This window comes from Desulfovibrio inopinatus DSM 10711, assembly GCF_000429305.1.
Lineage (GTDB): Bacteria > Desulfobacterota > Desulfovibrionia > Desulfovibrionales > Desulfovibrionaceae > Alteridesulfovibrio > Alteridesulfovibrio inopinatus.
On the sequence record NZ_KE386880.1, the window covers coordinates 57,542 to 73,254 of the forward strand.

Consider the following 15,713-nt stretch of genomic DNA (forward strand, 5'->3'; position numbering starts at 1 on the left):
CCCATCTTGTCAGAGCAGAAGCGGTGACTATTCATGAGTCTGAAGGGCGAGTAGCGCGGCCCAAAGTCCGTTTGACTTTCTTATTTTCTCAATCCTCGCGCTTTTTCACGGAAAACGCTTTTGAACGAAAACGACACTATACCCAACATGGGGGCGTCACGCCCCGCATCCGACAACACCACGACTGCGCGCCGTTCACAGGCGGGGTGTGAGCGTTGTCTTGATTTTGATGACTCTGCTTTGGCTCAAGACCTTTTTGGGCCACAAAATGAAAATATTCGATTGGTCAGTGAAAAAACTGGAGCTCATATCGATACGAAGGGCTGTACTGCCTTTGTTCGTGCTGCAGATATGGTTCAATGTGACCATGCTGCCGATGTTCTGGTGGAATTATACGGACTGCTCAAAAAAGGATTGCCGGTCTATCCCCAGGATGTGCGTCTGGCGCTCTCCAGTCTCGAGAAAAAGCCCGGTGTGGACTTGTCGAAGGTGTTCACCGAGGCTATGTTTGTTGTTTCGCCTAAAAAAACTATTATTCCCAAAACGCTCAGTCAGCGAAGTTATTTGGGAGCCATTGCCGAAAACGACCTTGTTTTCGGCATTGGTCCTGCAGGTACGGGAAAAACCTATTTGGCCGTTGCCATGGCTGTACGAGCGATAATGGAAAAGCGCGTCAAAAGATTGATTTTGACACGACCGGCTGTGGAAGCCGGAGAAAAACTCGGTTTTTTACCGGGGGATTTGACCGAAAAGGTCGATCCATATCTGCGCCCGCTTTACGATGCCCTCAATGACATGCTCGATCCTGCTAAAGTTCGGGACATGATCACAGACGGGGTCATCGAAATCGCGCCTCTGGCGTTCATGCGTGGTCGCACGCTTACGGATGCCTTTGTTATTCTTGACGAGGCGCAAAACACCACCCCGGAACAGATGAAGATGTTTTTGACACGCATCGGATACGGTTCCAGAGCGGTGGTCACCGGAGACGTGACACAAATAGACCTGCCGCCCAAGATGACATCTGGTTTAGTGCAGGCCATATCCATCTTGCGAGAGGTCAAAGGCATCTCATTTGTCTTTTTCGACGAAGCCGATGTCATTCGTCACCCTCTGGTTGCGAGGATCGTGAAAGCTTATGAGCGCGTTGCAAAAAAAGATTAAAACTCTCGTTGCTCCCTCAGCCAAACCGGTCAAAGGTGTCAAGCAAGAGCCGCCCCGGAGTACATCGTGGGGTATCTTTGTTTTTTTAGCGATATTGCTTGGTGTGAGTATCATGGCTGGTATCAGCCTGAACAATGATATCAAAGTCTTTGTTGCGGGGGAGGTGGCAACACAGGACGTTGTCGCCAACCAGAATCTCAAACTTGAAGACGTTGCCGGAACCAACAGGAAGAGGGAGCTTGTCGGAGAAACCCAACCGCCGGTTTTCGACTACAATCCTGAAAGTTACAGCGACTTGGCTGCCAAAATCAGGGACTTGCTCAAGGATATTGGGAAGGTGACGGACGATGACCTTGAAGCGTTTCGATGGAATGTCTCCGAGGAACTCAATACAGAGGTTCCTCGTTCGACCATTCTTACATGGCGTCGCATAGGATTTCGGAATATCGTCAAAGATCGCGTTCTGCCGTGGATGGAAAAAGCCCTTGAGCCAGGCATTATCGGCAATATCAATATGGTCCGGAATTTTAAGAACGGCCTTATTGTGCGTGATATTGATACAGGAATGGAGAGCTTGCTGTACGATTTGTCTTCCTTACGAGACCAGCAATCTTTGGAAGATGAGCTCAATGACATGATGAAGCATGATCTCGGCTTGCCGCTCCGTACCCGCAATGCCGTATTGACACTTATCCTTCCGTTTGTTCGACCAAACCTGACATTTAATCAGGAAACCACGCAGATCAGAAAGCGGGAAGCCATCGCTGCCGTGGAACCCCTCTTTTACAACATAAAGAAAGGGGAGATCATTGTTCGCCAAGGGGAACGCGTGTCACCGGATGAGCAGCAAAAACTCCAGACTCTTTATGCTAACCGGACAGAAAATTTTAATTTTTTCAAAGTTCCCTGGATATTTGTCATTGGGTTGCTTCTCGTGCTTATGCTGCATTATTCATTGGCAGCCAGGCCGTATCGTGAAGGCTTGACGTCACTTGGAGATCGCGACTGGGTATTTCTCGGGATGGTGTTGTTGCTTGTCGCTATTTTGGCCAAGATTTTCGACTTTGCTCGAATGCCTGTCGCGACAGTCCCCGCGTATATGCAAGCCATGTTTTTTGCGCATGCGATGCCCATTGCCGGTGCCGTCGGGGTGACGGCATTATTTTTTCCGGTGAGTCTCTGTTTCTTTTTGGCGCTCATGTATTCTTTTATTGCAAGTAGCATGGTGTCGGGTGGACTGAATTTGTTTTTTTTCTATTTTGTCGGCGCCTCGTTGTATACTTTCAAAATTAAGCAATCAGAAAGTCGTTCCCAAGCGTTGCAAAGTGCATTTCCTCTTGCCGGTGCGTTGCTGCTGATGTGGCTCAGCCGAAATCTCATTGAATTTGAAGGGTTTCAAGCGGCCGGTTTGGGGGCGCTGTTCGTGGTGGGCAATGCGCTCTTTTCCTTACTTGTCGTTATGGGGCTTTCACCTATCGTTGAAATGACATTCGGATATTCATCACGATTTCGCTATATGGAACTCATGAGTTTGGAACAGCCGCTTCTTCAGCAGCTTATGGTGTCGGCCCCAGGCACGTATCACCATTCCTTGGTTGTTTCCAACATGGTCGAGGCCGGTGCACGAGCAATCGGAGCCAACCCGTTGCTTGCAAAAGTGGCGGCGCTTTATCATGATATCGGCAAACTCAAAAATCCTCAGTACTTCATTGAAAATCAATTCGGCAAAGAGAATAAACACAACAAGCTGACTCCTTCAATGAGCGCTTTGATTTTGATTTCGCACGTCAAGAAAGGCGTTGAGTTAGCGCAAGAACATAAGCTGGGTGATGAGATTATCGACCTGATTCGTCAGCATCATGGCACCACACTCATTGCATTTTTCTATCATAAGGCCAAAGAGCAGGCAGAAGCGAAAAAGGCTGATCCCGTTCGAGAAGAAGAGTTTCGTTATCCCGGTCCCAAACCACAGACAAAAGAAGCCGGGCTTATCCTCCTGGCCGATGCGATTGAGGCTTCGAGTCGCACATTGGTCGAGCCAACACCGAGCCGCATTAAAGGGCATATTCAGAGTATTATTAAAAAAATTTACAACGAAGGCCAACTGGATGACTCTGAATTGACGCTCAAAGACCTGACACTGATCGGAGATACATTTCACCGTATTCTGACCGGTATTTTTCATCAGCGTATCGAATATCCCTCAGAGAAATCCAAAGAAGCTGGGAAAGATACGTCACGCGAGACATCACAGAAAGAGAAGCGAGACAATCTCCAACCCGCCAACCTCCTCAGTCCGGATGTGGCCAAGGGGACGGGATGATACGCATACATACCGCGGCAGGACTCTATCCTCAGGCTCCACTGTCCAGAAATGGTCTGGCGCGACTGTTGGAAGAGATCGCCGAGGCGCTTGATATCGATGTCGAACAGGTTATCGTCAATATTGTCGGTGATGCCGAATCTCGGCATGCAAATGAAAATTTTCTCAAGCTTCCTGGTCCCACTAATGTTCTTGCCTTCGAAGCCTCGTGTGACCAGGAAGAGAGCGAGTCGGGAAGGCCGCCTCTTAGCGGAGAAATTCTGCTGAACGCCGATGCGCTCATGCGAGAATCTCTGTTGTATGGCCAGCCACCAGCCGAACATCTTGTCCGACTTCTTGCCCATGCCTGCCTTCATCTTGTCGGCTTTGATCACGGTCCGCTCATGGATGACCTTATGGAAGCGGCTGTACAGCATGTTATGGAAGTATTCTGCGGTGATAGCATATCCTGCAGGGTGTTTCCATTTTGACGAAATTGTGATAGCTCCTTTCGAGCTATGCCGGAATCCTCCCGCCGTGCGGAGCATCTTGTTCTGAAGATGCCGGCATCCGAAGCACTCTACGCGGCCAGTTCCATCTATAGGTCGCGAATTCCATGTCGCCGACAATCGAAGTGATCGATACGACTCACGGTTTCGTTGACCGCGATGCGATAGGCTCAGCATGCCGAGTGCACCCCACATTTATTTCATGCCACATGGTCAACCCCCAACATGAGAGGTTTCCCATTATGAACACGCCCGAAACAGCCACCATTACTATTGGTGACGAATCCTATGAATTTCCGCTTCTTGTTGGTTCTGAAGGTGAAGTCGGCATTGATATCGGTCAACTTCGCAAACTGACTGGCTGCATTACCCTTGATCCGGGGTATGGCAATACGGGATCGTGTACAAGTGCCGTGACATTCGTCGACGGTGAGAAAGGTATTTTACGACACCGTGGCTATCCCATTGAGGATCTTGCGGCAAACAGCTCGTTTATTGAAACGGCGATGCTACTTATTTTTGGGGAACTGCCCATAAGTAGTGAACGAGAAGAATTTCGTACACGGCTTCGTGAACAAGAATTATTGCATGAAGATTTGTTGCACCATTTCGATGGATTTCCGCCGAATGGTCAGCCTATGGCAATTCTGTCGGCGGTTGTGAACTCGTTGTCGAGCTATCATCCAGATTTGCTCGATATTCAGTCCGATGAAGAATTCCGTATGGCTGTTGCCAAGATTATTTCTAAAGTGCGGACGATTGCTGCATTCAGTTATCGGAAATCCGTGGGTCGGCCCTTTATGTACCCGAATCCGAATTTGAGCTATTGTTCCAACTTTCTCCATATGATGTTTTCCAATCCGTACACAACCTACATGCCGACACCGGAAGCGATTCGTGCACTATCGCTCTTTCTCATTGTGCATGCCGACCATGAGCAAAACTGCTCGTGTTCCACGGTGCGTATGGTTGGGTCCAGCCAGGCCAACCTGTTTGCCTCCGTTTCGTCGGGTATTTGCGCACTGTGGGGGCGTCTGCATGGCGGAGCGAACGCTGCCGTGATCGATATGCTTGATCATTTGCAGGCAGGCGATTTGAGCATCAAACAATATCTCGAACTGGTGAAACAGAAGAAAATGCGCCTCATGGGATTTGGACATCGCGTCTACAAAAACTTTGACCCACGGGCTCGTATCTTGAAGAGCGCGGCGCATAATCTTATCCAGAATATGGATACCCAGGATGATGAGCTCATTCGTATTGCTCAAGAGCTTGAAGATGCCGCACTCAATGACGACTACTTCACGTCGCGCAAGCTCTATCCCAATGTGGACTTCTATTCCGGATTGATCCTGCGTGCGCTCGGCATCCCCGTCAACATGTTCCCGGTTATGTTTGCTATCGGTCGCATGCCCGGTTGGATTGCACATTGGTACGAAGAATTCTGCGACCCGCAGCTCAAGATTCATAGACCTCGGCAAGTTTACATTGGCAAAACCACGCGTCAGTACATTCCTATCGAACTACGGTAAACGGTAAGCGAATTCTAACGAAAAGTTTTTCAAGCGCTCCCTGGACAGATTTTGATGTTCTGTTCAGGGAGCGCTCTTTTTGGGAATTTCAACATCACCAGGTCTATTCTGCCCGCCCTCAATTTTTCAGTATGTCCCATACGAGTTTGAAGAACAGAATATTCAAAAGAAGCTGAGCGTTTGGACAAAGAGCACGTGTAGTAGGTACAAGGTAAGGGGAAAGAGCGGATGTTGCTTTTGAGGAACTGGGGAGGGGGACCCTCCCCAGACAAGACGGTGTCAGTGACTATTTTTTCTCTTGGGCCATACCGCGTTCGATCCAGTCGGACATTTCACGCAGGCGCATATTGAGTTCATAACGGCCGCCGGCAAAAACACCGTAGTCACCACCAAAACTCATGGCCGATGCAAAGCGAATTTTGTTCGAATGGATAAGCCAGATCGTGCTCCAGACATTTTCGACATAGTTATCGAACAACCCGGTTCCGGTTTTCATATCGGTCGGTTCGGCAGCCAAATTGTTATTCCAGGCCATCATGAGCAAATCGGTCGCTGTTTTCGTTGCTGCGTTGGTTGTTGCAATCGTATTATCAAACCGTGGCCAGAAGCCGTTGATCCAGGATGTATCATGGCATCCTTTGCATACGGCGGTCATTTCCTTCTGTCTTGCGGCTTGCTCAGCTGTGTCGATCAAGAACGATGATGCGGGTTCTCCGGTCAGCGTGACGGGAAAGGGCACATCGTTGGCATTTCTAATGATGCTTGTGTCGGGCGATTTAGGTTGAGGATGAGCATACGGCAACCCAAAGATGCGCCAAGGCAGGCGAGGAGACATTGCATGCGTCCGTTCGGTCAATACGGTCCCGTCAGGCATGCTTAAAAGACTGACGTGGCAGGCAGCGCATGTCGGAGTGGTAAAATCCGTCCCCACGGTCCATGGGACGGCGTTATAATTCCATGAGCTTCCTGATGAGGAGAATATTTTCCCGTGGCGACTCACTCCATACACTTTATACGCCGGAACATCAGGGCCATCGTGGCATTGCTTACAGGTATAAGGTTTGCGGGCCGTGGCCATGGAAAAGGCATGACGAGAATGGCACGCTGAACAGGAGCCAAGGCTACCATCCAAATTGACACGCCCAACACCGACATTGGGCCACCCCTGGATGACAGGGAATTCCATTTCTCCGAAATCCGTATCCCGTGTTGTCGTACTGGTCACAGCAAGCTTGGTGCCGTGGCAGGAATAGCATGATTCGTTTTCTGTCTTGAGGTTGGGAGCTTTCAGGCTGAGTTCTCCCCCGTGTGCGGCCACAAGTGTCCCGTTCATAGAATCCATAAGCGTTTTGTACAGCGCGTTATCGGCCATATTTCCATACGCATGGGACATGAGGTTATCTTTATACTGGGTGGCTTCTTCGCTATGGCACACCGCACAGTCGTCAGGACTGACGGCTATATGAATGGTGTAGCCGTTGTGCTCAAAGCTGTCTTTATGAGCGTCGCCACGAACCATGTGACATTCCGCGCAGCCGATAGGCACATTACGTAGATTTTCGGGAATATCGGTGCTGGAGACTTTACGGCTGGTTTTTTCGACCTTCAGCGCTTCCGCAACTGTCGTTTTGGCGTGACGACTCTGTTTCCAGTCCTCTACAATACCTGGATGCACAGTCTCGTGGCAAGAGAGACAGGTTGAAGTGTCATCACTCACTTCGGGCTCCTCGGCCTGGGACGGAAGCGGCACTGCAAAACAGACCGTGGTAGCGAGACATGAGAGGACGAAGAGTCGAAACGCCGTCATAGCGATATCTCCTTAAACGTTGAAAGTGGAAGGCGGTTATTTAATTTTTGTTTCAACCGAACGAATTTTTTGTTCTAAGCGACTGCTATCGCCAGTACGGGAGTCAACTTTCAGGTTGATGTATACCCGGTCGCTTTCTTGACGCATCGTATCATGGCATTCTTTGACGATATCCAGAAGTGTGCCGAGGTCACCTTCCATGATGGTTCCCATAGGCGTAAATTGGTAAGTGACACCGGAATTTTTTACGATTGCCACGGCTTTCGCCACATGGGACGAGAGGTTGATGCCTTTATCAATGGGAAAAATGGAAAATTCTACAATAGCGCTCATCATCGTATCCTTGGTTGAAAGTGTGGGAGAGGCATCGCTTTACTGTATAATAACATTTTGAGGCATGAGAATGTTGACGCCTTTGATGGTTTTGCTGTTAATGAAGGGGCGTAAATAGGTTTCGAGTGGCTCTTCCGTCACCTGACGGGTTTTTCCAGCCTTGGCATGACGAAAGAGGAGTGTCCCGTTGGGTGTTCGGATTGCAAATCCTTGGTGAGAAACATTGATGTTGGTGCCAATGGATTTGGCCAGATTCCAGTTTGGCCGAACGATATTGATAATAGAGCCAGACGGAATAGCATCAAAAATGGTGCTATTGGGTTTGGAGTTCATAAACAGAACATCAAGCCCGATATACGGAAGCGATGCACGTCCTGGTTTGAAGTTTTTTCCTTCGACATGCAGAGCGTTAAGCAGCGAAGCCTGTGCTGTCGATGTCGTGGGAGCGGGGCTCAAACGCGACGTGGGGAGTTTACGGTACCAGGTGTTTTTATCGATAATAGCCGCGGCCTTGTTAACGCCGTATTTCCCTGCGACGTTTGCGGTAATATCTTTGACAAAGCCTTGGCGTACGTTCTCAGGCACCCAATCCATGCTGATAAAGTGATTGCGTGAAACAAAGGCCACTTTACCGTTTTTATATCGCATGCGGATGATGAGTCTCTTGAAATCTTTAAAGTTCCGTGCCATGGCCAAAGCGCAAACGGTTTCGATATAGGTGGTGCAATCAAAGCCGTCGAAGCGAAAGACAGGGTCTTTGTCGTATTTCCCTGTACTTCCTTCTCCAAAGAAGTCGGCTTTGTACGGCGCCCCCAGGAATGCGGCGCTCATTCTATCAATGCGTACAGGCATGGGATCGTTGGCATTTTGCGCGATGAGGGCGTTAATACTCTGCATAGTGGCTGCTCCGGCCAACGGTTTGGTCGGGGTGATCATAGCAGCCTGGACGGTTCCTGCGTTTAGCGTCAGCATTGCGAGGATGATAAATACGCGAATCATGGGGTATCCTTCAAATCAAGACATTGGTCTGTGTAGTCGGAGTTGGCTCGGCGGCCAAAGCCGTGATAGTATTCTTGAACATATGATAAAGGAAAATAAACGGCGTACGCCTCATTTTGATTTCAAAAAAAATACTTTCTGGCAAGCCGTTTTGGACGATAAACATTCATGACTCTCTCATCACCTCATTCTCTCATAAAAGACAAAGAAGGCAACGTAGTTCCTCCGCTGATGCTGTACGTGCATGTGCCGTTTTGCCGAAAAAAATGCCGGTATTGCGCGTTTTATTCCAAAGTGTTCGATATGAATGACTTGGAAATATATCTCCAGGCACTGTCTCGGGAGATGGCATTTTGGAAAAAACTGTATGGGAAGCGTCCCATCTCGAGCGTATTTATTGGTGGAGGGACGCCGAGTTTGTTGCCGGAGTGGGCTCTTCCTCGACTCATTCCGGAATTGCGTCGTCATTTTCTTATTCAAAAAAATGCAGAATTTACATTCGAATGTAATCCCGATTCCAGTCTTGATGTCGGGTACTTGCGGAATTTACGTTCCCTCGGAGTCAATCGGTTAAGCATTGGTGTCCAAACGCTCAACAATGAACGTTTACGTCTCTTAGGACGACCGCATGATGGACAAACAGCCCTTGCGGCGGTTTCGGCAGCGCGTCGCGCGGAATTTCGAAATATCAGTCTTGATCTGATGTGGGGAATTCCAGGACAGCGCCTGCGGTTATGGTTGGAAGAACTCAAGAATGTGTTGGAGCTCGCTCCTGAACATCTCTCGTGTTATGGCTTGACCTTGGAGCCGGAGACACCCCTTGCCGAGGATGTTCAGTCCGGCAAACTCACCCTTCCTGACGAAGACGAGCAGGCAAAAATGTTCCTGTATGGGGCTCGCTTGCTCGAAGAACGAGGTTATCTTCAGTACGAAATATCCAACTTTGCCAAAATTGGTTTTCAATGCCGGCATAACCTCGGATATTGGCAAGGAAAAGATTATCTCGGGCTTGGACCATCCGCTGTTTCAACTATTGATGGCAAAAGATTTGAACATCCAGCCGATCTCCGCGCATACGCCAAAGCAGCATTGGCCGGTACCCTTGGCGAACACGCTGTTTCCTTGACGATGGAAGACCGCATTCGGGAAATGATCATGCTCTCGCTTCGAACGTCCTCCGGGCTTGATCTCAAACGGTTCCGCAAAGAAACCGGCCGTGATTTTTTTGCCGAGCATAAAGCTTTGCTGACAGCGTTACGTCAAAATGACCTTATCCGCCTTCATCCTGGACGTGTCTGTTTGACACGCAATGGGATGATCGTCAGCAATGTTATCCTTGAACGTTTGATGTACCCTCAAAAGGACTCCCTGTCTGACGCCGCTCCGACCACGCCACAGAAGATGGAACCCTCGGATTAAAAACGTTCAAAAGCTTTGGTGACGGCTTTTTTCATGTCGTCATAGGCTTTATCAAATCCCTCTTTGAGTTCTCCCCAGGCTCCTCCACTGGCTTTTTGGAGCAAGGTGAGACTATAGCGCGCAGCATCGTATTTTTCTGTCAGTCGTTCCAGATCCCCTGCATATTTTTCCAGGTAGTCACCTTCTTTTTGAGAAACGGATTGCTTGGCGCCATCGATTTTTTGTTTCCAATCTTTGAGCTTTTCTTCCATTTGCACGCCGAATTTTTGCTTCTCCTCCATACGAACCTCCTCATAGTGGTCATATAACGTATGATGACAATACAGAATCTTTCCTTTCATGGTCAAGGAGGTCTCTTAAAAAACGATCTTGACGGAAGGGATCAGTGTATACGAAAAGCAATTCAAAGGGCTGTGGCAAGCTCAGACGAAAGGCATACATCTTGCTTGGGTGTAGCAGTGATCATGGCAGCGTCAAAAAAAAGACAATGCCAAATCTCGCGAGAGGGGGAGTGATTATGATGAAAGGAAAACGCCGTGTGCTTATCACTTGGTTCGCAGCGGTATGCATCGTCTTGACTAGCATTGTGGCGAATGCTGGTTCTTATACGGCAGGGTCCGTCTACGTCGAAGGCAAGGGCGGCGTGTACGGTTCGACGAATCCCAATATTGATATCGCGTACTCGTACGGTGCTGAACTTGGCTACTTTTTAGCCGATGATTTTGCCGTGGGTGTCGAGCTCATGGGATATTATTTTGAGCAGCAAAAACGTATCCCCACCGTGTTCGGGACAGATGTTCGTTTCTCACCCGTCAGCGCTTTGGGGCCGGCTTTGACCGGACGGTGGTATTTTGCCCATTCTGATGCCGGAGCGGTCTATATCGGTGCTGGGCTCGGTGGTCTCTTTGGCGACGGCAAAGTCCCGTACAACGGCTACTATACGAGCTTAACCGAACATGCTGAACTCGGCTTCTCCGTAAACATGACAGAAGGTCTCGATCTGAAAGGAGCAGGCCGCTACATGCACGTCGGCGAATTCGATGGAACGGGAGCTGATTTGTTCGGTGGAAATTTGGGCTTGAATTACTCATTCTAGACGGGGAGTGGCATACACTCGGAAAGCACTTCGTCCTATGATTGTATTTTTGCCGTGCAACACGGCAGTATGGCGCCGATACGCATCTCGTATCGGCGCCATTGTTTTACGCCGGTATTACCTCTTTTTCTGGCAGTGTGGACAATGGGTCGAAGTGCGCCCAGCGAGCTTATAAGCATCAAGCGGATGGGCGCAACGCGGGCAGGGTTGACCTTTTTTTCCATATACGGCGAATTCGTTTTGAAATCCTCCATCAAGTCCTTCAGCTGTGCGATAGTCTCGAATGGTGCTGCCACCGGCTGCGATCGCACGGCGAAGCACATCCTGGATGGAAGAATAGAGTTTTTTCCGATCAGACGCTGTTAAATGTGATGTTTTCGACTCGGGATGAATGCCGGCTCCAAAGAGTGCTTCATCGGCGTAGATGTTGCCGATACCGACGACAACCGCCTGGTTGAGTAAAACTGGCTTGATTGGTCCCGTTCGACGATACAGACGCGATTCAAACTCTTCAAATGTCATCTCAAGTGGTTCCGGGCCGAGTCGGGCATAGAACGGTTCCTGTTCTAAATCGGTCCTCGAATAGGCTCCACACCAGCCGAATTTTCGTACATCCTGGAAATAGAGCGCATTGCCGTCATCCATAGGAAGAACAAGCCGGGTGTGAGGTGTTATCGCCGACGCGGCGCCGGTTTCATCCGGGCTTGTCGTGATGAACAGCCGGCCCGTCATCTTGAGATGGACAATAACAACGGCCTCTTCCCGGTCTTTGTCAGGAGCGAGGTGAAGTCGCACGATCTTGGCGCGACGACTTGTTCCGGATATTTCACGGTTTAAGACAAGCTGTTTGAAAACAGCAAGCGGTTGTTTGAGAACACCCGACCATAAGGGGAGAGCATCAATAAAATGTCGCCCGGTAAGACCTGGGGCGAGACCGCGGGAAATCGTTTCCACTTCAGGAAGTTCTGGCATGATATACTTGGGGTATGAGTTTCTACGATGTTGGTTAATACAATTGTTGGTAATGAACCAATGTATTTATTGTTAACTTCACCGGTTACTGTGGGACAACCGTTTACGATGTCATTCCATCTTGCAGAGAGATTGATTTATAATGAGTATCTCTGATATATTCCAATTTCTTTTGTTTCATTGTTTGTTGATCTCGTTGTGTTCTCTGGTGGAAGATGTATAGCTTTATTTTTTTAAACAGCCAGGATATCAACGAAACGTGCTTTCAGAGTTGAGAAAATTTTTTATAAACAGAGTTTATTTTATTCACGAAAAAAGTTGCTTCAACAGGTTGGCGGTGATAGAAAAACAATTCATGATTCTCATGTACAATAATCATTCTTTAGAGGATGAATAGTGAACCATACCAAAACATATGAAGAACCGTATCCTGGCAATGTTCTCGTTCCGAGCACGATGCTGGATCGTTGGCAGTCAATAGTTGACCTTCTTGCAGAATTCTGCAAAGTCCCCGCCGCGTTGATCATGCGAGTGGGAAAGGGATTGATCAGGGTTTTTCGGACAAGCGCTTCTCAAGGAAACCCTTACCCTCTCGGCGCAACGGAGCATTACTTCTACAAATGTGGATTATATTGCGAGCATGTCATACGAACAAATAAGAAGTTGCTTGTTCCCAATGCATTGGATGATTCAGACTGGAAAGATAATCCTGACGTTCCCTTGAATATGATCTCGTACCTTGGCTTTCCTATTTTGTTCCCTGATTTAACTCCGTTTGGAACAATTTGTGTCCTGGACAATAAACCCAATATATATTCTTCCTCTGTTGAGGCGTTGATGCTCCAGTTTCGGGACATCATCGAATTCCAGCTTGCACAGTTATGTCAATGTATAGAACTCCAAACAGAGTTGGAATCGTACCGGATAAACGACCACTTCAAAAAAAAGTTCTCGGAAGAATCGCCCACGAATCCCCAAGACAAGTTACTGGAGCTTACCAAATCTCTGGTCCGCGCTAACCAGCAGTTGAAAACCGAGATAGACATGCGCATTCAGGTTGAAAGGGAATTGAAGCGCGCTCAACAGGAAGCGGTTGCTGCCAGTCAAGCGAAGAGCGAATTTCTGGCCAACATGAGCCACGAGATTCGAACCCCTCTCAATGGCATCATGGGGATGCTCCGATTATTGCAGGACTCGGATCTTAATGAAGATCAAAAATTATATACATTTTACAGCGTTCAATCAACACGCCGATTGACCAATTTGCTTTCAGATATCTTGGATTTATCTCGTGTAGAGGCGGGAAAACTAAGCCTCCGATCATCGCCTATTCATGTAAAGGAATGCCTCACGGCTGTGGTAACGATGTTCAAGCCTGCCGTCATAGAGAAGAATATGGAAATCACCCTTCATGTAAGCCCGGATATTCCAGACACTCTGATGGGCGATCCCACCAGAGTACAACAAATCTTAAGCAATCTCATTGGCAATGCTGTAAAATTTACGGACAAAGGATCCATTGAGATTGAAGCTCACCCCTTACCCATCCGAAAAGGAGGCGAGCTGCGGATTTTGTTTTCGATCTCCGATAGTGGCATCGGAATTCCCGAGAACAAGATGGAGATCATCTTTAGCGCTTTTGAACAGCAGGATGTTGGCTATCAGCGAAAAAATCAGGGGGCAGGGCTTGGACTGGCAATCTGCAAAAAACTGGTGGAATTGATGGGCGGAACCATGGCGGTGGAAAGTATTGAAGATAAAGGATCTGTATTTTATTGTTGTTTACCGTTTCAGACAACCGATGATTCTTTGCTCATTGCGCCGTCGGAGTGCATTACTCAAGAGAGCAAGGCGTCCATCCTGCTGGTTGAAGATGACGAATTGTCTCAACTTGTCGTGCAAAAGTATATCCAAGCCATGGGCCACAAGGTGAAGGTGGCCAACGACGGAAAGGAAGCGCTTGAAATCTTGTCGCACAGTACGTTTGACTTGGTTCTCATGGACATTCAGATGCCGAATCTCGATGGCATATCCGCCGTCCAGGCTATTCGCCGTGGCAAGGCGGGAAAGGATAACGTAGACATTCCCGTCGTCGCCCTGACAGCGTACGCCATGATAGGAGACAAGGAAAAATTTTTCGCATCCGGCTTCAATGGGTATTTAGCCAAGCCCATGACAAAGGAAGCGCTGGCGGACGTCGTGCATCAGTTTATTGAGGACACTTTGGGCTGAAGGTAATCCTTCCATTTTTAGCAGCTTTCAGAAGTCTCATTACCGGACAGAATATCAAGCTCGTTATTCCGCCCAAAAAGAATCGTCTCACCGCGGAAATACGACAAGCACATTTACAAAGAACGACATCTCGTAGAGTGCTTTTTTGCAAGCTCAAAGAGTTCAGACGGATTGATACCCGTTACGAGAAATTGGATATTACTCTCTTGGCAATAGTCATTATCGTTTCATCTTTCATCTGGTTGCGGTAATTTAGAAACACGCCCAAGTGAAAACCAAAATTCTATTCGGGTACCGTTCGAGCTTCCCAGCGTTCCATGCACTTTCTGAAAATATGGGGATAGACGACGAAATGGCGGAATGGTCGGATACAGCTCATGTAAAACGCGCTGAAAGCGGTCCTATACTTGATGTACACCGCAAGGCGGACCTTCCACTTCCCTTCTCCCGAGGGAGACCAAGCATAATGCATTAATGCATGCTCGGTGGAATTGGAGAGTTCATGGAGCGTTTCGTCCGCGAAGGTATACACTGGCCTGAAGTTCATATAGTCTCGCGTTGAGATGTCCATCGCGCGTTCCGGAGTGTCTTTTTCAAGATCGCTTTCCTGCAAACGATCCCGAAGACTCTTTTCCCGACAGCCTGGAATAGGGAGATTATTCAAGTTATTATCGATGCGAAATAAAGCTCCGAAAACCTTTCGCACTCTGAAGAGCATTCCAGTTAAGGAGACATCATAAATGCTCTTCATCATAGGTTCAATGGCGGATTTCTGGAATAAATGTAAATCGACCCCGTCCTTTGCGCTGAATTCATAGGGGAACTCCCAGGTATCCTCAAGGAGGAAATCGGAAGCCAAAGAACGAACCCTCCAGTTGAATTTGGTATGCGTAGAAGCCGCAGTAATAAAATTCATAGCTATTCCTTTATAAAAGATAGTTTTCACCAAAAATGATGAATCATTTTTCATTCTCAAAGCATTTGCCACAGGCGAGGCAACCATGCATGTTTTGTCGGAACGTTCGATGAGTCCTGTTGCTATTTCTTCTTTTTTTATTCCATCAAAACCATATTCATTCCGTTGGCAGTATCTTCATATTTTCTTGCACTTCCAATAATTGCAATTGCTTTCATGTTTGATTCTCCTTTTCTTCCAAATTAATCCTATTCGATTTCCCTGAAGAATATAGTAAGAATCTGAAAGCAATAATTGTAGAAAAACGACACATTGGGGAATTTATTCTGGGAGCCAAGGAGGAATTGCGACAAGGCTTGCTGGAATTCAAGGACATATCCAACTGTCGTTGACGGATCGGACGCCACGACTATAAAACGTACGCACAGGTCC

Annotated in this window: 13 protein-coding genes; 7 read left to right on the top strand and 6 right to left on the bottom strand. The window is 48.1% G+C overall.

Annotation, left to right across the window (positions count from 1 at the left end):
* Window positions 1–147: 147 nt before the first annotated feature.
* The 4 genes from G451_RS31420 (at window position 148) to G451_RS0123920 (ending at window position 5,507) form a co-directional block, all read left to right on the top strand.
* On the top strand, window positions 148–1,164 hold the full coding sequence (locus tag G451_RS31420) for a PhoH family protein (protein WP_051261847.1): 1,017 nt from the start codon (window positions 148–150) through the stop codon (window positions 1,162–1,164).
* On the top strand, window positions 1,139–3,487 hold the full coding sequence (locus tag G451_RS31425) for an HD family phosphohydrolase (protein ID WP_084448751.1): 2,349 nt from the start codon (window positions 1,139–1,141) through the stop codon (window positions 3,485–3,487). The genes G451_RS31420 and G451_RS31425 overlap by 26 nt, the downstream gene beginning before the upstream one ends.
* A complete protein-coding gene (gene ybeY / locus G451_RS0123915) occupies window positions 3,484–3,957 on the top strand; it encodes an rRNA maturation RNase YbeY (RefSeq protein ID WP_034643882.1) in 474 nt (157 codons plus the stop codon). Before G451_RS31425 ends, ybeY begins: the two co-directional genes overlap by 4 nt.
* A 260-nt stretch (window positions 3,958–4,217) precedes the next feature.
* Entirely contained in the window at window positions 4,218–5,507 is a 1,290-nt protein-coding gene (locus tag G451_RS0123920) for a citrate synthase (protein WP_027186220.1), read from the top strand.
* Between the two features lie 286 nt (window positions 5,508–5,793).
* Here the strand turns inward: G451_RS0123920 and G451_RS31430 are convergent, their stop codons facing one another.
* The 3 genes from G451_RS31430 to G451_RS31435 are packed head-to-tail and all read right to left on the bottom strand — an operon-like array spanning window position 5,794 to window position 8,646.
* On the bottom strand, window positions 5,794–7,314 hold the full coding sequence (locus tag G451_RS31430; protein WP_034643884.1) for a multiheme c-type cytochrome: 1,521 nt from the start codon (window positions 7,312–7,314) through the stop codon (window positions 5,794–5,796).
* A gap of 36 nt (window positions 7,315–7,350) precedes the next feature.
* Window positions 7,351–7,647 (bottom strand): MTH1187 family thiamine-binding protein, encoded by a 297-nt coding sequence (locus G451_RS0123930; protein WP_027186221.1) that lies wholly within the window; start codon window positions 7,645–7,647, stop codon window positions 7,351–7,353.
* Window positions 7,648–7,686: 39 nt separating this feature from the next.
* A complete protein-coding gene (locus G451_RS31435) occupies window positions 7,687–8,646 on the bottom strand; it encodes an N-acetylmuramoyl-L-alanine amidase-like domain-containing protein (protein WP_051261848.1) in 960 nt (319 codons plus the stop codon).
* Window positions 8,647–8,814: 168 nt separating this feature from the next.
* On the opposite strand from G451_RS31435, the gene hemW reads away from it, so the two are divergent.
* Window positions 8,815–10,065 carry a radical SAM family heme chaperone HemW gene (gene hemW, locus G451_RS31440; RefSeq protein WP_342663775.1) on the top strand — a complete coding sequence of 417 codons (1,251 nt, stop codon included), beginning with the start codon at window positions 8,815–8,817 and terminating at the stop codon, window positions 10,063–10,065.
* Here hemW and G451_RS0123950 read toward each other — a convergent pair.
* Complete coding sequence (locus G451_RS0123950; protein WP_027186222.1) at window positions 10,062–10,346, bottom strand: sll1863 family stress response protein; 285 nt, start codon at window positions 10,344–10,346, stop codon at window positions 10,062–10,064. The genes hemW and G451_RS0123950 overlap by 4 nt on opposite strands.
* 236 nt (window positions 10,347–10,582) lie before the next feature.
* Between G451_RS0123950 and G451_RS0123955 the strand changes: the two genes are divergently transcribed.
* Window positions 10,583–11,161: a hypothetical protein gene (locus G451_RS0123955; protein ID WP_051261849.1), complete on the top strand. Its 579-nt coding sequence runs from the start codon at window positions 10,583–10,585 to the stop codon at window positions 11,159–11,161.
* 117 nt (window positions 11,162–11,278) lie between these two features.
* Here the strand turns inward: G451_RS0123955 and mutM are convergent, their stop codons facing one another.
* Window positions 11,279–12,133, bottom strand: a complete 855-nt coding sequence (gene mutM, locus G451_RS0123960; RefSeq protein WP_027186224.1) for a bifunctional DNA-formamidopyrimidine glycosylase/DNA-(apurinic or apyrimidinic site) lyase — start codon at window positions 12,131–12,133, stop codon at window positions 11,279–11,281.
* 396 nt (window positions 12,134–12,529) lie between these two features.
* On the opposite strand from mutM, the gene G451_RS31445 reads away from it, so the two are divergent.
* Window positions 12,530–14,365, top strand: coding sequence for a GAF domain-containing hybrid sensor histidine kinase/response regulator (locus G451_RS31445; protein ID WP_051261850.1), 1,836 nt, complete (start codon window positions 12,530–12,532; stop codon window positions 14,363–14,365).
* 283 nt (window positions 14,366–14,648) lie between these two features.
* Here the strand turns inward: G451_RS31445 and G451_RS33305 are convergent, their stop codons facing one another.
* Window positions 14,649–15,281, bottom strand: a complete 633-nt coding sequence (locus tag G451_RS33305; protein ID WP_051261851.1) for a DUF2867 domain-containing protein — start codon at window positions 15,279–15,281, stop codon at window positions 14,649–14,651.
* Window positions 15,282–15,713 lie beyond the last annotated feature (432 nt).